At 73.4% G+C, this 24,570-nt stretch carries 17 protein-coding genes and 3 tRNA genes; 8 read left to right on the top strand and 12 right to left on the bottom strand.

Going from position 1 to position 24,570, the window contains the following annotated elements:
• Window positions 1–593: 593 nt before the first annotated feature.
• Window positions 594–667, bottom strand: a tRNA-Ile gene (locus ACFV6D_RS28570).
• Window positions 668–856: 189 nt separating this feature from the next.
• On the opposite strand from ACFV6D_RS28570, the gene ACFV6D_RS28565 reads away from it, so the two are divergent.
• On the top strand, window positions 857–1,747 hold the full coding sequence (locus ACFV6D_RS28565) for a trypsin-like serine peptidase (RefSeq protein WP_380561624.1): 891 nt from the start codon (window positions 857–859) through the stop codon (window positions 1,745–1,747).
• Between the two features lie 107 nt (window positions 1,748–1,854).
• Window positions 1,855–2,607 carry a trypsin-like serine peptidase gene (locus tag ACFV6D_RS28560; RefSeq protein ID WP_380561622.1) on the top strand — a complete coding sequence of 251 codons (753 nt, stop codon included), beginning with the start codon at window positions 1,855–1,857 and terminating at the stop codon, window positions 2,605–2,607.
• Window positions 2,608–2,785: 178 nt separating this feature from the next.
• On the opposite strand, the gene ACFV6D_RS28555 is transcribed toward ACFV6D_RS28560, so the two are convergent.
• Window positions 2,786–2,858 (bottom strand) — tRNA-Asn (locus ACFV6D_RS28555).
• Window positions 2,859–2,919: 61 nt separating this feature from the next.
• Window positions 2,920–2,992: transfer RNA gene (locus ACFV6D_RS28550), tRNA-Asn, on the bottom strand.
• Between the two features lie 245 nt (window positions 2,993–3,237).
• Here ACFV6D_RS28550 and ACFV6D_RS28545 point away from each other — a divergent pair.
• From ACFV6D_RS28545 to ACFV6D_RS28530, 4 genes are all read left to right on the top strand, one after another.
• Complete coding sequence (locus ACFV6D_RS28545; protein ID WP_380340974.1) at window positions 3,238–3,543, top strand: hypothetical protein; 306 nt, start codon at window positions 3,238–3,240, stop codon at window positions 3,541–3,543.
• Window positions 3,544–3,650: 107 nt separating this feature from the next.
• Window positions 3,651–5,084, top strand: coding sequence for an FGGY family carbohydrate kinase (locus tag ACFV6D_RS28540; protein ID WP_380423384.1), 1,434 nt, complete (start codon window positions 3,651–3,653; stop codon window positions 5,082–5,084).
• Window positions 5,085–5,247: 163 nt separating this feature from the next.
• The gene (locus ACFV6D_RS28535) at window positions 5,248–6,651 is read left to right on the top strand and encodes a glutamate decarboxylase (RefSeq protein ID WP_380561620.1); all 1,404 of its coding nucleotides are present in this window, start codon (window positions 5,248–5,250) and stop codon (window positions 6,649–6,651) included.
• Window positions 6,652–7,072: 421 nt separating this feature from the next.
• Window positions 7,073–8,191: a DUF2690 domain-containing protein gene (locus ACFV6D_RS28530; RefSeq protein ID WP_380561618.1), complete on the top strand. Its 1,119-nt coding sequence runs from the start codon at window positions 7,073–7,075 to the stop codon at window positions 8,189–8,191.
• 38 nt (window positions 8,192–8,229) lie between these two features.
• Here ACFV6D_RS28530 and ACFV6D_RS28525 read toward each other — a convergent pair whose 3' ends face one another.
• From ACFV6D_RS28525 to ACFV6D_RS28505, 5 genes are all read right to left on the bottom strand, one after another.
• The gene (locus tag ACFV6D_RS28525; RefSeq protein ID WP_380561616.1) at window positions 8,230–9,456 is read right to left on the bottom strand and encodes a sigma-70 family RNA polymerase sigma factor; all 1,227 of its coding nucleotides are present in this window, start codon (window positions 9,454–9,456) and stop codon (window positions 8,230–8,232) included.
• Between the two features lie 137 nt (window positions 9,457–9,593).
• Window positions 9,594–11,498 carry a DNA primase gene (gene dnaG / locus ACFV6D_RS28520; RefSeq protein WP_063347483.1) on the bottom strand — a complete coding sequence of 635 codons (1,905 nt, stop codon included), beginning with the start codon at window positions 11,496–11,498 and terminating at the stop codon, window positions 9,594–9,596.
• A 161-nt stretch (window positions 11,499–11,659) separates the two neighbouring features.
• Window positions 11,660–12,973: a deoxyguanosinetriphosphate triphosphohydrolase gene (locus ACFV6D_RS28515; protein WP_063347484.1), complete on the bottom strand. Its 1,314-nt coding sequence runs from the start codon at window positions 12,971–12,973 to the stop codon at window positions 11,660–11,662.
• Window positions 12,974–13,148: 175 nt separating this feature from the next.
• Window positions 13,149–14,114, bottom strand: a complete 966-nt coding sequence (locus ACFV6D_RS28510; protein ID WP_380425479.1) for an SGNH/GDSL hydrolase family protein — start codon at window positions 14,112–14,114, stop codon at window positions 13,149–13,151.
• A gap of 207 nt (window positions 14,115–14,321) precedes the next feature.
• A complete protein-coding gene (locus ACFV6D_RS28505) occupies window positions 14,322–15,266 on the bottom strand; it encodes a PAC2 family protein (RefSeq protein ID WP_063347486.1) in 945 nt (314 codons plus the stop codon).
• Window positions 15,267–15,911: 645 nt separating this feature from the next.
• Between ACFV6D_RS28505 and ACFV6D_RS28500 the strand changes: the two genes are divergently transcribed.
• Window positions 15,912–16,640, top strand: a complete 729-nt coding sequence (locus ACFV6D_RS28500; protein WP_063347487.1) for a GNAT family N-acetyltransferase — start codon at window positions 15,912–15,914, stop codon at window positions 16,638–16,640.
• A gap of 30 nt (window positions 16,641–16,670) precedes the next feature.
• On the opposite strand, the gene ACFV6D_RS28495 is transcribed toward ACFV6D_RS28500, so the two are convergent.
• Entirely contained in the window at window positions 16,671–17,933 is a 1,263-nt protein-coding gene (locus ACFV6D_RS28495) for an ADP-ribosylglycohydrolase family protein (RefSeq protein WP_380561614.1), read from the bottom strand.
• Window positions 17,934–18,044: 111 nt separating this feature from the next.
• On the opposite strand from ACFV6D_RS28495, the gene ACFV6D_RS28490 reads away from it, so the two are divergent.
• A complete protein-coding gene (locus tag ACFV6D_RS28490; RefSeq protein WP_380561612.1) occupies window positions 18,045–19,040 on the top strand; it encodes a hypothetical protein in 996 nt (331 codons plus the stop codon).
• Window positions 19,041–19,116: 76 nt separating this feature from the next.
• Here ACFV6D_RS28490 and ACFV6D_RS28485 read toward each other — a convergent pair whose 3' ends face one another.
• The 3 genes from ACFV6D_RS28485 to dusB form a co-directional block, all read right to left on the bottom strand.
• Window positions 19,117–19,632 carry a ribonuclease gene (locus ACFV6D_RS28485; RefSeq protein WP_363369984.1) on the bottom strand — a complete coding sequence of 172 codons (516 nt, stop codon included), beginning with the start codon at window positions 19,630–19,632 and terminating at the stop codon, window positions 19,117–19,119.
• 266 nt (window positions 19,633–19,898) lie between these two features.
• Window positions 19,899–22,607, bottom strand: a complete 2,709-nt coding sequence (ppdK, locus tag ACFV6D_RS28480) for a pyruvate, phosphate dikinase (protein ID WP_063347491.1) — start codon at window positions 22,605–22,607, stop codon at window positions 19,899–19,901.
• A gap of 564 nt (window positions 22,608–23,171) precedes the next feature.
• The gene (dusB, locus tag ACFV6D_RS28475) at window positions 23,172–24,341 is read right to left on the bottom strand and encodes a tRNA dihydrouridine synthase DusB (RefSeq protein WP_380425484.1); all 1,170 of its coding nucleotides are present in this window, start codon (window positions 24,339–24,341) and stop codon (window positions 23,172–23,174) included.
• Window positions 24,342–24,570 lie beyond the last annotated feature (229 nt).

Here is a 24,570-nt window from a genome sequence, read left to right as displayed (position 1 = left end):
CCGGGTCACGAATTCAGGACCCTATCACGCGCCTGATGGGCAACCCCCGCCGCTGCGAGAGGAACTCCGGACCGCCGGTTCGGATGCAAAGATTCCGCCTGAATCTATGACCGACGGGCGATTTTCGGGCAATAGTCGAACCACCCTCGCCCGGCTAAGACCCACTGGTCGGAAGCCCTCTCGGATCGAAGAATCAGACATACTGCCAGATTTCAGGATGGCGCTCATAAATAAAGGAATTCCATGGATTCGAGGTTCACCTGAGAGTCCACGCCCGGACCTGGAGCCGGCCGGCTCCCCCGACGGAAACTCAAGACGGTCCTGATCGCGCCCATCCATCACAGCCCCCTCCACAGGCGGGCAACGGCGCGGCTTGGCTGCGCCCGGTGGACGGGCGGCACCACTCGGCCGGGACGCTGCCGACAGCCCGGGGGCGAACCCCTAGCCGTGTCCACTGGCGGGTGAATCCCGGCGCGCCGAGCCCTGAGCGGCTGGCCGATGCTCTACAGTTCCGACCGGAACTGGAGCCGTTCTGCCAGATCAAGCCACTGTTTTGTCTGATGATCGATCCAACGATCGATCAGTGGCTGAGGTGGGGCGGGTGGGACTCGAACCCACGACCAAGGGATTATGAGTCCCCTGCTCTAACCGGCTGAGCTACCGCCCCGGTTCGCCGCGTGCGCCGGTCGTCGACCACGGCAGCAGCAGACGGCCCCGAAAGGACGTCCCGGGCAGCATAGCCGGTCGATCACCCGTGGTGCGCGCCGGGGGCGCGCACGGGTGCGCACAGGCGTGCGCCTGTCCTGGTTGCGCAGTTCGGGTGGCGCCCGGACGGCCCCACGGGCAGCCTGGACGGATGACGACACGTGGGACGGGAGCCGCCGCCGGGGCGCTCGCGGTGCTGCTGGCCGCGGCGGGCTGCACCACCTCGGCCGGGCCCGGCGGGGGCGCGCCGACGGTCAGCTCGGCTCCGGCCACCCCCTCCACCCGCCCCTCCGCCCGCCCCTCCGGATCCGCCTCGGCCTCCGGCGGCGGCCACGGCTGGAGCCGGCAGCGGCTCAGGGGCGCCGTCGCCAGGCACACCGGGGTCACCCGCACCGCCAGGCCCACCGTGCTCAACGGCCTGGTCGGCGCCGTCTTCACCCGCAACGCGGACGGCGACCACTTCTGCACCGCCAGCGTCGTCGACAGCGCCGGGCTCAACCTCATCGTCACCGCCGCGCACTGCGTCTGGGACCCCCAACTCGGCCAGCGCAGCGACCTCGTCTTCGTCCCCGGCTACCGCAACGGCGACACCCCCAGCGGCGTCTGGCCGCTGATCGCCGTCACCGTCGACGACGGCTGGAAGGACCACGCCGACCCGGACGTGGACGTCGCCTTCGCGGTCGTCCAGGCCCAGAACGGGCAGCAGGTGCAGCAGGTGCTCGGCGCCAACAAGCTGGGCGTCGGCCTCGGCTACCAGCTGCCCGTGCGGATCACCGGCTACCCCGGCACCAGCGACGTCCCGATCACCTGCGCCAACACCACCACCGAGCAGAGCTCCACCCAGCTGCGGATCGACTGCCCCGACTACACCGGCGGCACCAGCGGCAGCCCCTGGGTGACCGACTTCGACCCGAGCACCAGGACCGGCACCGTGGTCGGCGTGATCGGCGGCTACCAGCAGGGCGGCGACAGCCCGGACACCTCGTACAGCAGCTACTTCGGCGACCGCGTCCAGGCGCTCTACGACCGGGCCACCGGCTGACCGGAGGGGCGGCAGTGGCGCCGCCGGGCACGGCCTGATAGATCTTCCTCTCGAACGGCGGAACGCACGAACCCGGTGCCCGCCCCGAGGAACGAGACGGAGCCCCGATGGCCCCCCGCCCGGCACGGCCCCCGCGCGCCGCACGGACGGTCGCGCTGGCGGCCCTGCTGCTCGCCGCCGGAACCGCGTGCGACGGCGGCGAGCAGGACCAGGCGCCCGCCGCCGAGGTCGCGCAGCAGAGCAGCACCCGCGACCGGATCGGCACCCTCTCGGTCCGGACGGCGCAGGGCCCCCGGGCCTGCACGGCGAGCGTCGTCCGCAGCCCCAGGCACAACCTGCTGGTCACCGCGGCGCACTGCGTGCAGAACCGCCGGATCGGCCTGCTGGACGGCCTGGTGTTCACCCCCGGCTACCGCAACGGCTTCATCCCGTACGGCAGTTGGCCGGTGAAGTCGATCACCGTCGACCCGCGCTGGGCGGACGACGACGACCCCGAGTACGACGTGGCCTTCGTCACCGTGGGCACGGTCGGCGGCAAGCAGGTCGAGGACGCCGTCGGCGGCAACCCGATCGCCACCGGCCAGGGCTTCGGGCTGGCCGTCTCGGTGACCGGCTACCCGAACGAGCGCGACGAGCCGATCACCTGCGCGGCCAGGACCCGCTCGCAGAGCCCGACCCAGGAGCGCTTCGACTGCGACGGCTACACCGACGGCACCAGCGGCAGCCCGTGGGTGACGGACAGCGGCACGGTCGTCGGCGTGATCGGCGGCTACCAGGAGGGCGGCGAGACGGCCGGCACCTCCTACAGCGTCACCTTCGACCAGCGGGTCTCCGCGCTCTACCGGGAAGCGACCGCCTGAGCCCGGGAGACGACCACCCGAACCCGGGCGGCGACCGTCTGAGCCCCAGAGGCGACCACCCGAGCCGCCCGGCCGTCGCGAGGTGACGAACGCCGCGACGTGACGAAGACAACACGAAGGCCCCCCGGTCATCCGAGGGGCCTTCGCTCTGAGCAGTCACCGGGCGGACCCGATGAAGCTCCCGCATTTGGACTCGAACCAAAAACCTGCCGGTTAACAGCCGGCTGCTCTGCCAATTGAGCTATGCGGGATCGCGGTACCGAACTTCCGTACCACGGACGGGAGGAGGCCTCTTGCAAGACCTCTCCCGAGCTCCCCCAATTGGACTCGAACCAATAACCTGCCGATTAACAGTCGGCTGCTCTGCCAATTGAGCTATGGGGGATCGGCTTCCGCCTCGGCCCCCGGTTCCCCGGGCTCCTCGGCGCTCGCTGCGGGACATACATTAGCGCACTCGGGGGGGTGGTCCGCCAATCGCTTTCGCCGGACCGCTCCCCGGACCGCCCCCGGGCTCCCGCCCGGCGTGCCCGGCGCGCGCCCGGCACGGCCCCCGGGGATGCTGGGGGGCACGGACGGTTCGCCGTCCCGACGGACGGGTAGGGCAATGCGGCAGAAGGCCGCCAGGAGAGGGTGGATCCGATCATGTGGAAGCTGTCGTTGGCCGCGGGGTTCGCGGCCGGCTACGTCCTGGGCTCCCGGGCCGGGCGCCGGCGCTACGACCAGATCACGAAGGTCACCCGGAAGATCGCCCAGAACCCCACGGTGCAGGGCGCGGCCGACCGAGCCAGGCAGCAGGCCGGCGCGGTCGCCGGGAAGGCCGCCGGCGCCGTCGCGGACAAGGTCGGCGACCGGCTACCGAACGCCGTCACCGACCGGGTGCCGTACTTCAACCGTTCCCGGGCCGAGGACGACGGCTGGGGTACCTTCCGCCCGTGACGGGACGGTGACGCCAGGGTGTACCAGGGCCCTGCGTCCGGTCCCGAACGGGCAACACCTCACCCGGCCCGGACGCGTCCCGGGCCGGGCTGAGGCATGATCTCGACATGGCCATCGTCGCGGGGATAGACAGCTCGACCAACCGCACCCGGATCGTCGCGTGCGACGCCGACACCGGCGCCGTCCTGCGCTCCGGCAAGGCGCCGCACCCCGTCCCCGAGGACCCGGACACCCGCCCCGGCGAGACCGACCCGCAGCTCTGGCTGCACTCGCTCGGCGACGCCGCCGCCGGCGGCCTGCTGGAGGGCGTCCGGGCCATCGGCGTCAGCGCACAGCAGCACGGCATGATCGGCCTGGACGCGGGCGGCGTGCTGGTCCGGCCGGCGATCCTCTGGAACGACCCGCGCTCCAGCGGCGCCGCCGCCAAGCTGCTGGACGCGCTCGGCGGCCCGGCCGCCTGGACCGCCGCGATCGGCGCCGTCCCCAGCCCGACCTACACCATCGCCAAGCTGCGCTGGCTGGCCGAGTTCGAGCCGGCCAACGCCCGCCGGGTGGCCGAGGTCCTGCTGCCGCACGACTGGCTGGTCTGGCAGCTCCTCGGCCACCCCAGGCGCCGCACCACCGACCGGGGCGACGCCTCCGGCACCGGCTACTGGTCCCCGATCACCGGCGAGTACCGCCAGGACCTGGTCGAGCTGGCGCTCGGCCACGAGCTGCGGCTGCCCGAGGTGCTCGGCCCCGCCGAACCCGCCGGGCACACCCCCGAAGGCCTGCTGATCTCGGCCGGCACCGGCGACAACATGGCCGCCGCGCTCGGCCTCGGGCTGCGCCCCGGCGACGCGGTGGTCTCGCTCGGCAGCGCCGGAACGATCTTCGCCGTGCACGACCAGGCCGTGGTGGACGCCACCGGGCTGATCTCCTCCTTCGCCGACGCCGCCGGCCGCCACCTCCCGATGGTCGCCACCCTCAACGCCGCCCAGGTGCTCCGCGCCACCGCCGCCATGCTCGGCCGGGACCTGGACGGCCTGAGCGACCTCGCCCTGCACTCCTCCCCCGGCGCATACGGGCTGGTGCTCCTTCCCTACCTGGACGGCGAGCGGACGCCGGCCCTCCCGCACGCGGCCGGCACCCTGACCGGCCTGCGGGCCGAGTCGATGACGCCGCAGCACCTGGCCCGGGCCGCCGTCGAGGGCATGCTGTGCAACATCGCGGACGCCCTCGACGTGCTGCGCGCCCAGGGCGTCGCGGTGCGGCGGGTGTTCCTGCTCGGCGCGGCCGGACGGCTGCCCGCCGTCCGGCACATCGCCCCGCCGCTGTTCGGCGTCCCGGTCGTGGTGCCGCCGCCGGGCGCCCACGCCGCCCGCGGGGCCGCCCGGCAGGCCGCCTGGGCGCTGGCCGGCACCCCGGAGCCGCCGGAGTGGGAGCTGCCGGACGCCGAGACCGTCGAGCCGGACGGGGAGCAGGACCTGGCGATCGGCTCGGCGGTGCGCCAGCAGTACCGCGCCGCCCGCGAACAGGTCCACCCGGAGACGGCGGCCTGAACCCGGCTGCGGCGGCCTGGAGGCGGCCCGCGGCGGCCTCACCGGCCGGGGACGGCAGCGCCCGACCCCGACCCCGACCCCGGCCGGTGAAGATGCGTCACCCGGCGGCCGGTGGCAGCGTGGGACGGGACACGGCCACCGACATGAAGGGCGGCAGGACTCCATGGCGCTGCACAAGGGGGCCCGCAACGACCGCCGGCTGAGCATCGGGCCGCTCGTGGGCGCCGCCGACCCGCTGGGCTCGATGAAGCTGGCACCGCCGCTGCACCGGCTCGGCGAGGGGCCCGTCACGGCCGACACCGCGTACCAGCTGATCCACGACGAGCTGATGCTGGACGGCAACGCCCGGCTCAACCTGGCGACCTTCGTCACCACCTCGATGGAGGCGCAGGCCGCCCGGCTGATGACCGAGTGCCTGGACAAGAACATGATCGACAAGGACGAGTACCCGCAGACCGCCGAACTGGAGCGGCGCTGCGTGGCGATCCTCGCCGACCTCTGGCACGCCCCCGACCCGGACGCCACGGTCGGCTGCTCCACCACCGGCTCCAGCGAGGCCTGCATGCTGGCCGGCATGGCGCTCAAGCGCCGCTGGATGCACCGCAACGCCGAGCGCTACGCGGCCGGGGCCCGGCCCAACCTGGTGATGGGCGTCAACGTGCAGGTGTGCTGGGAGAAGTTCTGCACCTTCTGGGAGGTCGAGGCCCGCACCGCGCCCATGGAGGGCGGGCGCTTCCACCTCGACGCCGAGCACGCGGTCGCGCTGTGCGACGAGGACACCATCGGCGTGGTCGGCATCCTCGGTTCCACCTTCGACGGCTCCTACGAGCCGATCGCGGAGATCTGCGCGGCCCTGGACGACCTCCAGCAGCGCACCGGCCTCGACGTCCCGGTGCACGTGGACGGCGCCTCCGGCGGGATGGTGGCGCCCTTCCTCGACCCCGGGGTGGTCTGGGACTTCCGGCTCCCCCGGGTCGCCTCGATCAACAGCTCCGGGCACAAGTACGGCCTGGTCTACCCCGGCGTCGGCTGGGCCCTGTGGCGCGACCAGGAGGCACTGCCGGAGGAACTGGTCTTCCGGGTCAACTACCTCGGCGGCGAGATGCCGACCTTCGCGCTCAACTTCTCCCGCCCCGGCGCCGAGGTCGTCGCGCAGTACTACATCTTCCTGCGGCTCGGCCGGGACGGCCTCCGGGCCGTCCAGGGCGCCTGCCGCGAGGTCGCCACCCACCTGTCCGGGGCGATCGAGCACATGGGCGGCTTCCGGCTGCTGACCCGCGGCGACCAGTTGCCGGTCTTCGCCTTCACCACCGCCGACGACGAGCCGTTCGACGTGTTCGACGTCTCGCGGCGGCTGCGCGAGCGCGGCTGGCAGGTGCCCGCGTACACGTTCCCCGAGAACCGGACGGACCTGTCGGTGCTCCGGGTGGTCTGCCGCAACGGCTTCTCGCTGGACCTCGCCGACCTGCTGCTGGCCGACCTCTCCCGGCTGCTGCCGGAACTGCGGCGCCAGCCCGGACCGCTCAAGGAACTCGGGGTGCCGGCCCGGTCGGGCTTCCACCACTAGGTCCTGGGTCCGCCGGGGCGTGAACACGGCGGGGCGTGATCACGGCGGGGAGGGCGCTGCGAAGCGCCCTCCCCACCGTGCGTCCCGGACGAACCGGGGCAGCCTCCCCCCGCGAGGCTGCCCCGGCCGGTGGGGGAATCGGGACGTGCTGCCGGAGCGGGGACCGGTGACCGGTCCGCGTCCGAACGACGCCGTCGGGCGGCGAACCGCGCCGACCAGAGAACTGTGCACGACGGACACGTGCACATGCGAGCGTTCCCGGGGGTTGTGAGACACTTCCGTCCGTCTCAGCGCCATGACCTGGGGTTTGGGACGCCGGACCGGTGAGTTTGGAGAAGCGGAGACACCCGAACGGCCCGGGCCGGAGCCCGTTCCGCTCTCCCCGTCCCCCCGTTCCCGTCTCGCATCGTTGGAAGGCCCCATGGGTTCCGCCTGGAAGAACCTGCCCGAAGAGCTGTCCGGACCCGCCCGGCTCCTGGCCGAGGAGCTCCGGGCCATCAAGGACGCCGCCGGACTCTCGCTGTCCGAGCTCGCCGCCCGGACGCACTACAGCCGGGCCTCCTGGGAGCGCTGGCTGAACGGCAAGCGGGTCATCACCGGGCAGGCACTGGAGGCGCTGACCAGGGCGGTGGACTGCGACGGGCCGGCCCTGCGGGCGCTGCGGGAGCAGGCCGTGGCGGGGCCCGAGGAGGACGGCGAGCCCGGCGCCCCGGAGGAGCCCGCCGCGCAGGCGGCCCCCGAGCAGCCCCGGGCGGCGCAGCCCCCGACAGACCGGACCGGCGCGCCCGCCACACCCGCTGCCTCCGACGTACCCGATGTGACCGACGTACCCGATGTGACCGATGCGACCGTCGCACCCGGCGAGCCCGGCGGCGCCGTGACGGCACCCGTGACGTGGTGGCGGCGCCCGGCGACGCTGCTGACCGGCGCCGCCCTGCTGGTGGCCCTGCTGGTGCTGGTCGGCCTGCGGGCCACCCGGCACCAGGAGCAGCCCCAGACCGTCGCCGAGCCCGTCCCGACCGCCACCGCGGCCAAGCCCGTCCCGGGCGCTCCCGTCTGCCAGGCCGTCGGCTGCGCGCACAAGGACCCCAAGGCCACCGGCTGCGGCAAGGACGCCCGGACCCTGCAGACCGACGTCATCGGCAAGGTCGTCGTCTACCTCCGGTACAGCCAGACCTGCCAGGCGGCCTGGGCGGCGATCACCGAGGGCGAGCCGAACGACTACGCGACCATCACCGACGACTCCGGCCAGAGCGAGACGGCGCTCATCCACTGGGGCTACGACAACTACTCGTCGATGCTGGACGCGGCCGACCCGGCCGTCACCTTCCAGGTCTGCGGGTACCAGCCGGCCGGGCACGTCTGCACCTCGCCCGTCTCCGGCCTGGCCGCCGTGGTGGCCTCCACCCCGATCCCGATCGGCCCCGCCTCGCCGCCCCCGGGCACCAGCCCGGACGCGGCGGCCACCGACCCGCCCTCCCCGGCACAGCCGACCGACACACAGCCCGCCACCGCGCAGCCCTCCCCAGGCCGGTCCTAGGGTCCCCAGCTGGTCCCGGCCGGGGACCGGCGGGCCGCTCAGTCGAGATACCCGCGCAGCTGCGCCGCGAAGGCGTGGTCGCGGAGCTTGATCAGCGTCTTCGACTCGATCTGGCGGATCCGCTCCCGGGTCACGCCGAACACCGTGCCGATCTCCTCCAGCGTGCGCGGGCGGCCGTCGTCCAGCCCGTAGCGGAGCTGGACGACCTGGCGCTCCCGCTCGCCCAGGGTGGCCAGGACGGCGTCCAGGTGCTGGCGCAGCAGCAGGAAGGTGGCGGACTCCGCGGGTGAGGCGGCGTCGGCGTCCTCGATCAGGTCGCCGAGCGCGACGTCGTCCTCCTCGCCGACCGGGGTGTGCAGCGAGATCGGCTCCTGAGCCAGCCGGAGCAGCTCACGCACCCGCTCCTCGGTCAGCTCCAGGGCGGCGGCGATCCCGGCCGGGGTCGGTTCCAGCCCGCGCTCCTGCAGCAGGGCGCGCTGCACCCGGATCACCCGGTTGATCAGCTCGACCACGTGCACCGGCACCCGGATCGTCCGGGCCTGGTCGGCCAGCGCCCGGCTCATCGCCTGCCGGATCCACCAGGTCGCGTACGTGGAGAACTTGTAGCCGCGGGCGTAGTCGAACTTCTCCACCGCCCGGATCAGGCCCAGGTTGCCCTCCTGGATCAGGTCCAGCAGGGTCAGTCCGCGGCCGACGTAGCGTTTGGCGACGGACACCACGAGCCTCAGGTTCGCCTCGATCAGCCGGCGTTTGGCGATCCGGCCGCGCACCACCAGGGTGTCCAGTTCGCGGGCCGGCGGGTCGGACGGCGGGGGGTCGCCGTTCAGCCGCTCCTCGGCGAACAGGCCGGCCTCGACCCGGCGGGCCAGCTCCACCTCCTCGGCGGCGGTGAGCAGGCGGACCCGGCCGATCTCGCGCAGGTACTGGCGGAGCAGGTCCGGCGCCGGGCCGGCGTCGCCCTCGGCCTGCGGGCGGGGCTCCTCCTCGTCCCCGTCGCCGGGCTCCGGGTTCTCGGCGTCAGGCTCCGGGTCCTCGGCGTCGGGGTCCGCCTCCGGGGCCTCGGGGTGGCCCTGCGGCACGCCGCGGGCGCCGTCTGGGGGCGCGGCCCCGGCCCGGCCGTGGTCCGTCTCCCGGTCCCCGGCCGGGCCGGCGGGGTGCGGTCCGGTGCCGGCGCCGGGCGGTGCGGCGGTCAGCGCGCCGGTCGGTGCGGCGGTCGGTGCGGCGGTCGGGCTGGAGGTCGCGGCAAAGCCTCGGTCCACGGGCATCCCTCGGGGCGGGCGCGACTCTGGCGGACCCGCGCTGAACGGAGGTGGGACGCCCTCCAGTGTGCGGTACGCCACACTCCGTGGCCGAGACTCGTGCGTCGACTTTTCTGGGCCGCTCCCACGGCCCCGCCGCGCTCCTACAGCGCCGCCGCGCCCTGGCTGCGGAGCTGCTGGCCGTACTGCTGGAGCTGCCACAGCTCGGTCTGCACCGCGTGCTGCTGCTCGGCGTCGGCCCGGTGGCCGAGCCGCTGCAGGTAGCCGCGGACCTCGGCGATCCGCCGGTCCACCGCCAGCAGGCGCAGCTTCACCAGGAACTCCCCGGCGTAGACCGCGTCCACCTTCCGGCGGGAGCGCACCGGCTCGACGGTCAGCTCGGTGACGAGCGAGCGCACCTGGTCGTCCGGGGCCGCCTCGCGCACCACGCTGGTGAAGTCGGGCAGCGTCGCCCCGTACGCGGCGCCGCCGGCCTTGGCGATGGCCTGCCGGACGGCCGTGTACGGCAGGGTGGGGAACTCGTCCTCGCCGTAGTGGTCGAAGGCCGGGCTGACCAGGTCCGGGTGCTGGAGCGCCAGCTTGAGCAGCTCCCGCTCGACGAACTGGGCCGGGTCGCGCGGGTTGAGCCGGAAGGCGGGCTGCGCCGGGCGCACCGGCGCGGGCTCGGCGCGGCGGCCGCGGTCGGCGCCCCGGGGGTTCTGCTGGCGCTCGCGGTCCCAGCGGGCCAGCTGGGAGACCCGGCGGACGACGAAGGGCTCGTCCAGGATGCCGAGCATGCCGGCCAGGCGGACGGCGTACTCGTGCTGGATCGAGCGGTCCTTGATCTTGGCGACGATCGGGGCCGCCTCCTCCAGGGCCGCCGACCGCCCCTCCGGCGTCTCCACCCGGTGCTTGGATACCGCCGAGACCAGCGCGAACTCGAACAGCGGGACGGGGTTGTCGATCAGCTGCTTGACCGCTTCGTCGCCCTGGGCCAGGCGCAGTTCGCACGGGTCCATGCCGCCCGGGCTGACCGCGATGGAGGTCTTGGCGGCGAACTTCTGGTCGTCCTCGAAGGCCCGCAGGGCGGCCTTCTGGCCGGCCGCGTCGCCGTCGAAGGTGAAGACCGTCTCGCCGCGGTACTGCGAGGTGTCCATCAGCAGCCGACGGATGATCTTGATGTGGTCCTCGGCGAAGGCCGTACCGCAGGTGGCCACCGCCGAGGTGACCCCCGCCAGGTGGCAGGCCATCACATCGGTGTAGCCCTCGACCACGACCGCGCGGCCCGACTTGGCGATCTCCTTCTTCGCCAGGTCGATGCCGTACAGCACGTGCGACTTCTTGTAGATCGGCGTCTCGGGGGTGTTCAGGTACTTCGGGCCGTTGTCGTCCTCGCGCAGGCGGCGGGCGCCGAAGCCGACCACCTCGCCCGCGATGTCCCGGATCGGCCAGACCAGCCGGCCCCGGAAGCGGTCGATCAGGCCGCCGCGCTGGCCCTGCGAGGCCAGGCCGCCGAGCAGGATCTCCTTGTCGGTGAAGCCCTTGCCGCGCAGGTAGCGGACCAGGTGCTCCCAGCCCACCGGGGCGTAGCCGACGCCGAAGGTCTTCGCGGCCTCCTCGTCGAAGCCGCGCTCGGCCAGGAAGCGGCGGCCGATCTCCGCCTCCGCCGAGGCCAGCTGCTCCCGGTAGTAGGCGGCGGCCACCTTGTGCGCCTCGACCAGGCGGGTCCGCTCGCCCTGCTGGTGGCGGGGGCTGTAGCCGCCCTCCTCGTAACGCAGGGTGATGCCGGCCTGGGCGGCCATCCGCTCGACGGCCTCGGCGAAGGTGAAGTGCTCGATCTTCATCAGGAAGGCGATGGTGTCGCCGTTCTCCTGGCAGCCGAAGCAGTGGAAGACGCCCTTGGCGGGGTTCACGTAGAACGAGGCGGACTTCTCGTCGTGGAAGGGGCAGACGCCCTTGTACTCGCCGCCGCCACCGTTGGTGAGCTGAACGTAGTCGCCGACCACGGCGTCGATCGGCAGTGCGCTGCGCACCGCTTGTACGTCTTCGTCCCTGATCCGCCCGGCCACCCCGGAAGTCTACTGGGGTGGCCGGGGTTTCCCGGCGGGCCGGTCGTGCCGGGCCGGTTGCACTGCGCGCGGTCGGGCGCCGGGCGGTTGCGCCTGAGCGGTCGGACGCCGGGCGCCGGGCGGTTGCGCCTGAGCGGTCGCGCGCCGGGGCCCGCGGGCGGTCAGGCCCAGGCGGCGCCGACGAGCCTGGCGTGCAGGGCGAGGGCGGAGGCGTCGGTGAGGGTGGCGATCTGGTCGATGACCGCGCGCAGGGCGGCCCGGTCGTCCTCGGCCTCGCGGTAGAGCGCGCCGAACACCGGGTCCAGGCCCTCGGGGGCGCGCTGGGTGAGCACGTACGCCAGCTCGGCGATCACGATCCGCTGGCGGGCCCGCAGCTGGGCCTGCTCGTCGCGCTGCATCACGAAGCGGACGGCGACCGCCTTGAGCACCGCGACCTCCAGCCGGACGCCCCGCGGCACCACCAGCTCGGCCGTGTACCGGGTGAGCCGGCCGGGGCCGTAGCGGGCCCGGGTGGCCTGCTCGGCGGCCAGGCAGAAGCGGCCGATCAGCTGGCTGGTGAGGTCCTTCAGCCCGGCCCGGGCGCGGGCCGTGCCGTCGTACTCCTGGGGCCACCGGTCCTGGCCGAGCAACCGGTCGAGGGCGGCGGCCAGCTCCTCCGGCTCGGCGTCCGGGGCGTAGCGCTCGGCGACCTTGAAGAGTTCGGCCCGCTCGCTCGGCGCGCGCAGCGCGGCCGGGTCGATGTGTCCGGCCTGGAGGCCGTCCTCGACGTCGTGGGTCGAGTACGCGACGTCGTCGGACCAGTCCATGACGGTGGCCTCGAAGCACTTGCGCCCGGCCGGGGAGCCGGCCCGCAGCCAGCGGAACACCGGCAGGTCGTCGGCGTAGACGCCGTACTTGGGCGAGGCCGGGTCGGTGGGGTGGGCGCCGCGCGTCCACGGGTACTTGGTGGCGGCGTCGAGGGCGGCGCGGGTCAGGTTGAGGCCGACGCTGCGGCCGGGCCAGGGGGCGAGCCGGGCGGCGGGGTGCTCGCCATCCGGGGCGAAGCGCTTGGGTTCGAGCCGGGTGAGGATGCGCAGCGACTGCGCGTTGCCCTCGAAGCCGCCGCAGGCCTCGGCGGCCTGGTCGAGCGCCTCCTCGCCGGTGTGGCCGAACGGCGGGTGGCCGATGTCGTGGGCCAGGCAGCCAGCCTCCACGAGGTCCGGGTCGCAGCCCAGGGCGGCGCCCAACTCCCGCCCCACCTGGGCGCATTCTAGGGAGTGGGTGAGCCGGGTGCGGGGGAAGTCGCTGCGCATCGGGGCGACCACCTGGGTGGTGCCGGCCAGCCGCCGCAGCGCCGCCGAGTGCAGCACCCGGGCCCGGTCGCGCTGGAACGCCGTGCGGCCGGGGCGCTTGTCCGGTTCGGGGACCCAGCGGGCCTCGGCGGCGTGGTCGTACGGGAGCGGGGCGGCGGCGAGGCGGTGCGCGGTGTCATCCATATGCCCCTCACGGTACGCCGCGCCCCCGACAGCCAGGGTGTGCCGCGCACGAAGGGGCGTGGGCCGGAGCGTGAATCCTGCGGTACGCGCTGGTGTCCGCCCCGGCCCGGGTTGCGCGCCGGTGGCCGCCCCGGCCCGCTGCCTGCGGTCCGACCCCGGCCCCCGGCCTCCGGCCTCAGCCGCGGACGGCCTTGAGGACGGCGGCGGCCACCGCCTCCTGCCCCTTGGCGTTGGGGTGGATCGCCGCCAGGCCCGGGGCCGGGAACGGCGGTTCGACCCAGCGGGTGGCCTCGCCCGCGCACATGTCGTGCCCGGCCGAGGGGGCGGCCGCGTCCACGAACACCGCGCCGGCGCCCTCCGCCCGCCGCTTGAGCATGCCGTTGAGCTGCTGCTCCTTCTCCGAGAGGAAGCCCAGGTCCCCGGCCGCGACCGCCTTGCCCAACACCTGTCGGCAGCCGGCCGGGTCGGACGGGAGCAGCGTCGGGTACCCGATCACGTACACCCGGGCCTGCGGGGAGCGATGCTTGATGTCCTGCAGGATCCGGCCGAGTTGCTCACCGGCCGCGTCGACCTTGCGCTGCACCTCGTCCGTCCCGCCGGAGGCGTAGTGCTCGCGGCAGGGCGAGGGCGCGCGGGTGGCGCCGACGATGCCCTTCACCGCGTCCACCAGGTTCTCCTTGGCGCACTCCTTGACGACCTCCATGAAGCCCGCGTCGTTGCCGCCGATGCCGACCGTCACCACGCGGGTGGCCGCGGTCAGCGCGTCCAGCTGGGGCGGGTTGGTGCCGTGGTCGGTCTCCTGGGCGCCGGTCAGGTCCCCGGTGCGGGCGCCGCTGCAACTGACGTCCTGGAACTGGCCGGCCGGCAGCCCGAGCCCCTTCGCCACCAGGGACGGGTAGTTGACCCCCGAGCGGGAGCAGCCCTTCGGCTCGCCCACCTGCGGGGCGATCTTCAGGCCGGCGGTGTACGAGTCGCCGAGGGCCACGTACGGGCCGTTCGGCGGCGGCGTGGACTTGGCGTTCTTGCCGGGCAGCGCGCCCGCGAAACCGTCCGTCCCGCCGTCCGCGGGGGTGCACCCGGCGAGCAGCAGCGCGGCGAGCCCGGCCGTCAGGGCGACGGCCGGGCGGATGGTCCTGGACATGGTCGTGGGCATGGCATCCCCCCGGGGGATAGGCGTCACGGGCAGCTCCGTACGGCGGCGCGTCCCCCGACGCCGCCAGCACCAACGAACGGGGCCCGCGAATGACTCCCGTGACTCCCGGCCGCCGCCGACCCGGCCGGTTCCCGCCCCTGCGGGGCCGATTCCGTGCCGGTCCTACTCCCTGCCCGGGCCCACTCCGCGCCGTACCTACTCCGCGCCGCGCTCGTGCTCGGCCAGGAACTGCTCGAAGCGCCGCCCCAACTCGTCCGCCGACGGCAGGTCCACCGGTTCGGCCAGCAGGCTCTCCCGGCTCTCCGCCCCCGCCACCGCGTCGTACTGGCCCTCCATGCCGCGGATCGCCGAGCGCAACTCGCCGTCCCCGTGCGCCAGCTGCTCCTCGATGTCGGCGTACACCTCGCCGACCCGCTCGCGCAGCCGGGTGCCGGGCAGCACCAGGCCGGTGGCGGACTGCACCGCCTCCAGGATCAGCACGGCGGCCGCCGGGTACTCCGAGCGCGCCACGTAGTGCGGGACGTGCACGGCGAAGCCCAGCACGTCATGCCCGGCCTCGGCCAGGCGGTACTCCAGCAGCGCCTGGGCGCTGCCCGGGACCTGCGCCTGCTCGAACCACTGCGGGTAGCCGGCCGCCAGATCGAGCCGGTTGCCGTGCGGGGTCAGGCCGACCGGGCGGGTGTGCGGCACGCCCATCGGGATGCCGTGGAAGTCCACCGCCAGCCGGACCTCGAAGCGCTCCACCAGCTCGCGGACGGCGCCGGCGAAACGCTCCCACTCGACGTCCGGCTCGGGGCCGGTGAGCAGCAGGAACGGCGCGCCCGCGCCGTCGCGGACGAGCTGGAGCAGGATCTCCGGCGGCTCGTAGGACGCCCACTGGTCCCGGTCGAAGACCATCGCGGGGCGGCGCGCCCGGTAGTCGACCAGGCGGTCGTGGTCGAAGCGGGCCACCACCTGCGGCGAGCCTGTCTCCAGGAGGTGGGCCACCACCTGGCCGCCGGCCTCGCCGGCGTCCATGAAGCCCTCGAAGTGCTGGAGCAGCACGAGGCCCGCACCGGTGTCGCGCAGCTCCGCGGTGGCCGCGGCCACCGCGGCCACGCCCTGCTGATCCAGCTCGTACAACGCCTGGAAGTCACGCACCGCGCACCCAACCCCGTTCTCTGCTCGTCACGACGTACCGGCTTCTCGTCCTCTCCAGCGTGCCGGGCGCCGCCGGAATTCCCGACCCGCCCGTCGGCGGGGTCGGCGGCCTCCCCGGACCGCTCCGGACCATGATCGCACCCGGGTGGAAAGCCCCTGGTCACGGGTGTTCAACGGCCCGTCCGGGGGCGGGTCGCAGCGGCCCGCACCGCCATTCGCGTGCCGCGAAGTGACGCACCGCCTTCTGACGGGTATCGTCCTCTCGCTGCCTCGCATCGTCGCGTCGTCGTCACGTCGTCCCGTAACGCCGTCGGCCACGTCCCGGACCGGTGTTCGGCCAGCCCACACGACGCATCTTGCCTTCATCTGGCCGCCTGTTTCCTTCGCGCTCCCGTTTCCTCATCGGCCATCTCGCGGACGCACACTGTCCCCTCGCTCATCCCCGCCGGACCGGTCCGTGGACCCGAGTCCGTTCCGGCACCGCGCTGCCCGCCTCCGGGCCGCCGCCCCCGCCCCGCCCGACCGGCTCTCCGGCGTGCGCGGGTACCGGCGGGCGTGCTCCGGGGCCGGGGCGACTGTCCCTGCCTCCCGAGCCGTACCCCGGCACGGTAGGCACCCTCCGACCGATGAAGGACCGAAGGTTCCGTGCCCGTACCTGTCATCCTCACCGGCCGCACCGTGCGGCTGGAGCCCCTCGCCGCGCACCACGCCTCGGCCATCGCCGAGGCCGGCGCCGAAGACCGTACGACCTACGCCTTCACGCCCGTCCCGCACGGCCTCGAAGCGGCCCGCGACTACATCGCGCGCGCCCTCGCCGACCAGGCCGCGGGCCGGTCGCTGCCGTTCGCGACGGTGAACGTGGCAACCGGCCGGGTCGTCGGCTCCACCCGATTCCTGGAACTCGACTACTGGCAGGGGCCGATGGTCTGGCCGCCGGTGCCCGGGGTCCCGTTCGGCGACCCGGCCACGGCCGTCCCGGACGCCGCCGAGATCGGCAACACCTGGCTCTCGCCGCGTGCCCAGGGCACCGGCATCAACACCGAGGCCAAGCTGCTGATGCTGCGCCACGCCTTCGAGACCTGGGGGGTGCAGCGGATCTCGCTGCGCGCCGACGCCCGCAACCAGCGCTCGCGCACCGCCATCGAGCGGCTCGGCGCCACCTCCGAGGGCGTCCGCCGGGCCCACTCGCGCGGGCTCGACGGGGTGGTGCGCTCGACCGCCTTCTACTCGATCCTCGACGACGAGTGGCCCGCGGTGCGGGACATCATCGAGCTGCGGATCGCCGCCGCCACCTCGCCCAGCGCCCCGGATCCGGCGATCAACCAGGAGTGCCTTAGACACGGCGGCGGCCCCGGGCATCTGATCACCGCCTGACCCGGACGCCTGCTCACGGCCCGAAGGGGGCTACGGCCGCCACCCGTAGCCCCTGACGGCCAGGCCGAGGACCCGTACGAGGAGCTCCGGATCGGCAGCTCCCCGGAAGCGGTCGGGATGCGCCTCGGCCAGCGCCGACCCGGGCCGCCAGCCGCCGCCGCGCACCGGGGCGACCCGGACGCTCCAGATCTCGAAGCCGGTCCAGCTGCGGTGCAGGTGCAGCACGCCCTCGGCGGTGTGGGACACCCACTTGTCCTCCATCTCCCGGGGGCGCAGCCCGGCCCGGATCCGCTGCCACTCCTCGTCCGTCCAGACCACGTCCGGCACCGGGCAGGCGCGGGGCAGCAGCATGGGCTTCAGACGGCCCTCGCTCTCCGGGGCGGGCCGGACGCCGCCCGGCTCGGGGAACGCCCAGCCGGGCAGCGGTTCGCGGGCGGCCAGCCAGGCGGCCGGAATGCCCTCGGTCCCGGTGTGTGCGGCGACCACTCCCCCGGCGATCGCGGCCACCGTGTCCATGTCGCCGCCGGCCGCGACCGCCTCCCGGACGGCGGCCGGATAGTCGGTCAGGTGCCGGGCGGCGCACCACAGGGCGTACGGGACGGTGTCGACGGCGGAGGTCCGGCTGCCGTTGCCCAGGATCTCGGCGGCGGCCCTCGGGTCCGGTTCGGCGAGCAGCTGGACCGCCTCGGTGAGACCGTCACGGACGGCGCCGTACGGGGTGAGGCCGATCACCGCTTCCAGGAAGGACTCCGGCGTCATCGCCTCGGTGCGCGCCCGCGCCGCGTACGCGGCGGCCACCGCGACCGCGACGGCGCCGTCCACCGCCTGCGGGTGGGTGTGGGTGATCACGGCGGTGTCGGCGGCGGGCCGGACCACGGAGGCCGGGTCCTCGGCGTACGCCGCCCCCAGCGGGGCGACCCGCATCGCGGCGCCGTTGCCGTACGAGCCCTGGCCGTCGAAGAGTTCGGCTGCCAGGGCCTTCGCGTCACCGCCCTCCCGGACCAGCCGCAGCATCCGGTTGGCGGCCGGCCCGTACCCGCGGTCGAAGTCGTGGCGCCGGGCGAAGGCGTGGGTGAGGTCGAAGGTGTCGATCGTGCCGCGTTCGGTGTGCGCGGCGTACACCGAACAGGCCATCTCGGTGTCGTCGGTCCACGGCCAGGGGCCGGGCGGGTCGGTGCGGCCGGCGAAATGGGCGGCGGCGGTGGCCGGGACGAAGAGCTGTGCACCGTAGGCATCGCCTACCGAAAGGCCGTTGAGCGCATCGAGCGCGGGGCCGGTGGGTGGAGTCGTCATATGGTCCCCAGCTCAGCGGTTCGACCGGTGCTCCGTCAACCTCATTCTCACAGGCTCCCCCGACGAGCGATGTTTCGCATACATCCGATCCTGGCGGGCAGCACCCCGGGTATGACCCGCGTGAACCCGCTCGACCCCGTCGTGCTGCTCGGCGCCGACCAGCAGCACATCGTCACCCGGGCGCAACTGCGCCGGCTCGGCGTGCCGTCCGGCACCATCGCCCACCGGCTGCGCCCCGACGGGCCCTGGCAGCAGGTGCTGCCCCGGGTGATCTGCCTGCAGTCCGGCCGATTGACAGCGCACCAGCGGCTGCGCGCCGCGCTGGCGTACGCGAGCCCCAAGGGGCGGGCGCCGCAGGCCGGGGAGGTACTGCTGACCGGAAACGCGGTGCTGGCCGACGCGGGGCTGCCGAGCGCCGAACACCCGGCCGACCTGGCCCGGATCGACGTCCTGATCCCCGCCCAACGCCGGGTCGTCGACCGCGAGTTCGTCCGGATCCACCGGTCGGCCGGGCCACTGCCGGGCGGCTTCGAGCGGGACGACGGGCTGTGGAGCACCACCGTCGCCCGGGCGCTGGCCGACCTCGCGCCGGGCGAGACCGGGCAGCGCCGGTTCCGGGCGCTGTGCGCGGAGGCCGTCCAGCGGCGGCACTGCGAACTCGGCGAGCTGCTGGACCACTTGCTGGCCCGGCCGGGCGCGCTCGGGCTGCCGCAGGTGGCCCGGGTGGTGGAGGACCTCACCGCCGGAGTGCGGTCGGTGGTGGAGGACGAGGCCCGCGAACTCCTGGCGCACGCGGGCCTGCCCGAGCCGCTGTGGAACCCGGTGCTCTTCCTGGACGGCCGCTTCCTCGCCGTCCCGGACGCCTACTGGCCGCACGCCTGCGTGGCGTTGGAGATCGACTCCCGCGCCTGGCACCTGCGCCCCGCCGACCACGAACGCGGCCTGGCCCGTGCCTACCGGCTGACCGCCGTCGGGCTCCCCGTGGTCCGCGCCACCCCGGTCCAGCTCCGGCGCGACCCCGTCCCGGTGTTCCACGAGCTGACCGCCCTCCTCACCACCGGCCCGCACGGCCCCCACCGCCGGGTCAGCTGGCGCCGGGCCCGGTGAGGGCCGCGGGCGCGGTGCGGTCGGGTGCTCGGTGCGGGCCGCGGGCGCGGTGCGGGGCATCACACCGTGCGGGGTGTCAGCAGCGCGGGTCGATCTCCTGGAAGGTCGCGTAGTGGTCCGGCGACCAGTACTGCTCGCCGGAGCCGCCGGTGACCACGCGGCGGGTGCCGCGGTCGTTGGAGCCCGGGGTGACCACGGTGAACTCGTGGTAGTAGCCGCCGGACTTCTTCGGCAGGCGGCTCTCGCGGTTCTCGAAGACGATGCCGTCGCGGTTGTACGGGTACGGGCCGTTCTTGGCGATCAGGCCGAGGGTGTCCTGGGCCTGGCTGGGGAGCTTGCTGCGGCAGACGTCGGCGAGCGCCGGGTCGGCGGGCACCCAGGTGCCGCTCGGGGCGGGAGTGCCGCCGGCGGGCGGGGACGGCTTGGGGGCCGAGGACTTGGGGGCCGAGGCGCCCGCCGAGGTGGCGGTGGAGCTCGCGGCGGCCTTGGGGTGGCTGCTGCCGCCCTTGCCGGCGAGCAGGTACCCGATCCCGGCGACGAGGGCCAGGATCAGGACGGCCACGACGACGAGCGGGCTTTTACGTCTGGTCATGCGCCCCAGCTTGGCAGGCGCGCGGGCGCCGCCCGGCCAGCTACACACGTGGCCGCCGCCACATCCGGCCGGACGGGGAAGGCCGGCTGGGAAGCGCGGCCGGGCACAGACGGACGGCCGGGCGGGGACGGACGCCATTGTCCGTCCCCGCCCGGCCGTTGTTACGTACGCCGGTTCTCCTGCGCCGAGCTCCGGTGTACGCCCTCCCGGTGGGGAGGGAAGCGGTCAGTCCGGCCCGCGGCCGAGGAGGGGATGCCTACCCTCTCTCAGCGCGGGTCGCTGCCCGCCGTCTCGATGGCGGCGCGGCCTGCCTCCAGGCGCGCCACCGGGATCCGGAAGGGGGAGCAGGAGACGTAGTCCAGCCCCACCTCGTGGAAGAAGTGGACCGAGTCCGGGTCGCCGCCGTGCTCGCCGCAGACGCCGAGCTTGAGGTCGGGGCGGGTGGCCCGGCCGGCCTCGACGGCGTGCTTGACGAGCGCGCCGACGCCGTCGCGGTCGATGGTCTCGAACGGGGAGACCCCGAAGATGCCCTTCTCCAGGTAGGCGGTGAAGAACGAGGCCTCCACGTCGTCCCGGGAGAAGCCCCACACGGTCTGGGTGAGGTCGTTGGTGCCGAAGGAGAAGAACTCGGCGGCTTCGGCGATCTGACCGGCGGTGACGGCGGCGCGCGGCAGCTCGATCATGGTGCCGAGCTTGATGTCCAGCTGCACGCCGGTGGACTGGGCGACCTCGGCGAGCACGCGCTCGCACTCGTCGCGGACCAGCTCCAGCTCCTGGACGGTGCCGACCAGCGGGATCATCACCTCGGGGCGCGGGTCCGCGCCGGCCAGCCGGCGCTCGGCGGCGGCCTCGGCGATGGCGCGGACCTGCATGCCGAACAGGCCGGGGATGACCAGGCCGAGGCGGACGCCGCGCAGGCCCAGCATCGGGTTCTGCTCGTGCAGCTTGTGCACCGCCTGGAGCAGGCGCAGGTCGTTCTCGTTCGGGTCCTTGCGGGCCTCGGCGAGGGCGACGCGCACCGACAGCTCGGTGATGTCCGGCAGGAACTCGTGCAGCGGCGGGTCGAGCAGGCGGACGGTGACCGGCAGGCCGTCCATGGCCTGGAAGAGCTCCAGGAAGTCGCCCTTCTGCAGCGGCAGCAGGGTGGAGAGGGCGAGCTCGCGGTCCTTGTCGTTGTCCGCCAGGATCAGGTGCTCGACCTCCTTGCGGCGCTCCTCGCCGAGGAACATGTGCTCGGTGCGGCACAGGCCGATGCCCTGGGCGCCGTAGCGGCGGGCGCGCCCGCCGTCCTCGGCGTTGTCGGCGTTGGCGCGCACGGCGAGCCGGCGGCGGACGTCGGCGTGCGCCATCAGCCGGTGGACGGCCTGGACGAGTCCGCCCTGGACGTCGGCGCCGGCGTGCAGGGTGCCCTCGAAGTACTCGACGACGGGGGACGGCAGGACGGGGACCTCGCCGAGGTAGACCTTGCCGGTGGCGCCGTCGATGGAGACGACGTCGCCCTCCTCCAGCACCAGGCCGGCGGCGGTGGTCATCCGGCGGCGCTTGGTGTCGACCTCCAGCTCCTCGGCGCCGCAGACACAGGTCTTGCCCATGCCGCGGGCGACGACGGCGGCGTGCGAGGTCTTGCCGCCGCGCGAGGTGAGGATGCCCTCGGCGGCGATCATGCCGTCCAGGTCGTCCGGGTTGGTCTCGCGGCGGACCAGGATGACCTTCTCGCCGGAACGGGACCACTTGACGGCGGTGTAGGAGTCGAACACGATCTTGCCGATGGCGGCGCCGGGCGAGGCGGCGAGGCCCCAGGCGATCTGCTGGGACTCGGCGTTCGGGGCGAAGCGCGGGAACATCAGCTGCGAGAGCTGGCCGCCGGTGACCCGCATGAGGGCCTCGTCCAGGTCGATCAGGCCCTGGTCGACCAGCTGGACGGCGATCCGGAAGGCCGCGGCGGCGGTGCGCTTGCCGACGCGGGTCTGCAGCATCCAGAGCTTGCCGCGCTCGATGGTGAACTCGATGTCGCAGAGGTCGCGGTAGTGGTTCTCGAGCGTCTGCATGATCGTCATCAGCTCGTCGTACGACTTCTTGTCGAGCTTCTCCAGCTCGGCCAGCGGCAGGGTGTTGCGGATGCCGGCGACGACGTCCTCGCCCTGGGCGTTGGACAGGTAGTCGCCGTAGACGCCCTGGGCACCGGTGGAGGGGTCGCGGGTGAAGGCGACACCGGTGCCGGAGTCCTCGCCGAGGTTGCCGAAGACCATGCTGCAGACGTTGACCGCGGTGCCGAGGTCGTTCGGGATGCGCTCCTGCCGGCGGTACAGGCGGGCGCGGTCGCCGTTCCAGGAGTGGAAGACGGCGTGGATGGCGAGGTCCATCTGCTCGCGCGGGTCCTGCGGGAAGGCCCGGCCGGTCTCGCGCTCGACGATGCCCTTGAACACCTCGACGAGTTCCCGGAGGTCGGCAGCGTCCAGGTCCAGGTCGTTGACGGTGCCCTTGGCGTGCTTGGCCTCGTCGAGGGCCTCCTCGAACAGCTCGCCGTCGACGCCCAGCACGGTCTTGCCGAACATCTGGACCAGGCGGCGGTAGGAGTCCCAGGCGAAGCGCTCGTTGCCGGACTGGGCGACGAGACCGACCACCGAGGCGTCCGAGAGGCCGATGTTCAGGACGGTGTCCATCATGCCGGGCATGGAGAACTTCGCGCCCGAGCGCACCGACACCAGCAGCGGGTTGTCGGGCTGGCCGAGCTTCTTGCCCATCTCCTGCTCGAGCGCGTCCAGGTGGGCGCTGATCTCCTGGTGGAGCGAGGAGGGCTCGCTGCCGGTCTCCAGGAAGACCTTGCAGGCCTCGGTGGTGATGGTGAACCCCGGAGGGACGGGGAGGCCAAGGTTGGTCATCTCGGCCAGGTTCGCGCCCTTGCCGCCGAGAAGGTCCTTGAGGTCCTTGTTTCCTTCAGTGAAGGAGTAAACAAACTTCTGCTGGGACGGCACGGGTCGGTCTCCTCGTACGCGGTTGCCCTGACGCCGGAGAACATACCCATTTCGAAGGTTCTTCTCTGCCCCGAATAGGCCGTACGAGGCCGGTACCCGGGGGTAACCCGATAGATCGAATGCACATAAAGGCGTTCACCTCTGTTGGTGAAATCGTCCGGATGACGCTAGCCCGCCTTCAAGTCTTGAACGAAGAGAAACACGAAGATCGCACGATTCGGACGCTGGGTAGCGGTCGCGGGTCGCCCGCGTTGCCCCGGCTTGATTTCCTGCACTCGGATCGGCCGATCAGCGGCCCACCGGCTTCGGGAAGCGATTCACAGTCGACCTGTCCATTTCGTCCACTGACCCGCCGTCAGGCGCCACCGCATGTGGCAAGCGTCACCAGCGCATCTCACCGGTCGAACGTAGTCCGCCTCCGCCGATCGTCGCACTCCGTCCAGAAACGTGCCCGTTCCGTGACATCGGACCGCCGAAAAGGAGCCCTCCTGTCCAGATTGGACAAGAGGGCTGGGACCGAGTGGCAGTGGGCCCTGGAGGGCCAATTTCGCCACTACGGACAGATCATCCGCCAGAGGTGTCCGATTCGGCGTCCACGCCCGGTCGGGCGCAGTCGTACGGATCGTCCAACCAGCCCTCGGGCAGCACCACCCGGTTGTTGCCGGCGGTACGCCCGCGCGGGCCGTCCGCACCGGCCGGCCAGGCCTGGGACTGCTCCACCAGGGCGAGGGTTTCGGCCAGTTCGGCCAGGGAGGAGGAGTTGGCGAGCTTCACCCGCAACTCCGAGCCGACCGAGAAGCCCTTGGTGTACCAGGCGACGTGCTTGCGGAAGTCGATCACGCCGCGCGCCTCGTCCCCGATCCACTCGCCGAGCAGCTGCGCGTGCCGCACCATCGCCCGCGCCACGTAGCCGAAGTCCGGACGGGCGTAGTCGACCTCGCCCTCGAAGATCGAGACCAGGTCCCGGAACAGCCACGGCCGGCCCAGGCAGCCGCGGCCCACCACGACACCGTCGCAGCCGGTCTCCCGCATCATCCGCAGCGCGTCGTCCGCCGACCAGATGTCCCCGTTGCCCAGCACCGGGACGTGCGCCGGAACGGACTCGCGCAGCCGGGCGATCGCCGACCAGTCGGCCGTCCCGCCGTAGTGCTGGGCGGCGGTGCGCCCGTGCAGGGCGATCGCGGCCACGCCCTCCTCGGCGCCGATCCGGCCGGCGTCCAGGTAGGTCAGGTGGTCGTCGTCGATGCCCTTGCGCATCTTCATGGTGACCGGCAGGTCGCCCGCGTTGGCCACGGCCTCGCGCAGGATCTCGCGCAGCAGGTTGCGCTTGTACGGCAGCGCCGAGCCGCCGCCCTTGCGGGTCACCTTGGGGACGGGGCAGCCGAAGTTGAGGTCGATGTGGTCGGCCAGGCCCTCGTCCGCGATCATCCGGGCGGCCTTGCCGACCGTCACCGGGTCCACGCCGTACAGCTGGATCGAGCGCGGCTTCTCGCTGGCGTCGAACTTGATCAGCTGCATGGTCTTGGCGTTGCGCTCGACCAGGGCCCGGGTGGTGATCATCTCGGAGACGTACAGACCTTTTCCGCCGCTCTGCTCGCGGCAGAGGGTGCGGAACGGCGCGTTGGTGATGCCGGCCATCGGCGCCAGCACGACGGGCGGCCACACCCGGATCGGGCCGATGTCCAGCGGCGCGAACTCGGCGTCGGGCGCGGTGGGTGCGGGCGTGGCTGTCATGCGCGGCTGACCTCGGGGCAGGGGAACGGGACTCTCCATTGTCCCCCACCCGGGTCAGCCCCTGTTTCCGGGCCGCTCCGGGCCTCCCCGGACCGCTCCAGGCCGCCCCAGGCCCCTCCAGGCCTTCTCTAGGCCCAATGCCAGTGACTTTAGGTTGTGTCGTGCTGGGTGACGGTGACTGTTGCCGGTTGTGGTGGTGGCCAGTTGTGGTGTTGGGCGCGTTTGAGGG

Origin of the sequence: Kitasatospora sp. NPDC059812 (assembly GCF_042732075.1) — a bacterium.
Lineage (GTDB): Bacteria > Actinomycetota > Actinomycetes > Streptomycetales > Streptomycetaceae > Kitasatospora.
Note: the sequence above shows the minus strand (reverse complement) of the source record. Positions and strands in the feature narration are given on the sequence as shown.

Excerpts from the sequence above, each read along its gene's own strand:
- ACFV6D_RS28540 (WP_380423384.1), top strand. The coding sequence starts at position 3,651 with ATGGCCATCGTCGCGGGGATAGACAGCTCGACCAACCGCACCCGGATC.
- ACFV6D_RS28530 (WP_380561618.1), top strand. The coding sequence starts at position 7,073 with ATGGGTTCCGCCTGGAAGAACCTGCCCGAAGAGCTGTCCGGACCCGCC.
- ACFV6D_RS28525 (WP_380561616.1), bottom strand. The coding sequence starts at position 9,456 with ATGCCCGTGGACCGAGGCTTTGCCGCGACCTCCAGCCCGACCGCCGCA.
- dusB (WP_380425484.1), bottom strand. The coding sequence starts at position 24,341 with ATGACAGCCACGCCCGCACCCACCGCGCCCGACGCCGAGTTCGCGCCG.
- ACFV6D_RS28565 (WP_380561624.1), top strand. The coding sequence starts at position 857 with ATGACGACACGTGGGACGGGAGCCGCCGCCGGGGCGCTCGCGGTGCTG.
- ACFV6D_RS28515 (WP_063347484.1), bottom strand. The coding sequence starts at position 12,973 with ATGGATGACACCGCGCACCGCCTCGCCGCCGCCCCGCTCCCGTACGAC.
- ACFV6D_RS28485 (WP_363369984.1), bottom strand. The coding sequence starts at position 19,632 with ATGACCAGACGTAAAAGCCCGCTCGTCGTCGTGGCCGTCCTGATCCTG.
- ACFV6D_RS28560 (WP_380561622.1), top strand. The coding sequence starts at position 1,855 with ATGGCCCCCCGCCCGGCACGGCCCCCGCGCGCCGCACGGACGGTCGCG.
- ACFV6D_RS28490 (WP_380561612.1), top strand. The coding sequence starts at position 18,045 with ATGACCCGCGTGAACCCGCTCGACCCCGTCGTGCTGCTCGGCGCCGAC.
- ACFV6D_RS28510 (WP_380425479.1), bottom strand. The coding sequence starts at position 14,114 with ATGTCCAGGACCATCCGCCCGGCCGTCGCCCTGACGGCCGGGCTCGCC.
- ACFV6D_RS28495 (WP_380561614.1), bottom strand. The coding sequence starts at position 17,933 with ATGACGACTCCACCCACCGGCCCCGCGCTCGATGCGCTCAACGGCCTT.
- ACFV6D_RS28535 (WP_380561620.1), top strand. The coding sequence starts at position 5,248 with ATGGCGCTGCACAAGGGGGCCCGCAACGACCGCCGGCTGAGCATCGGG.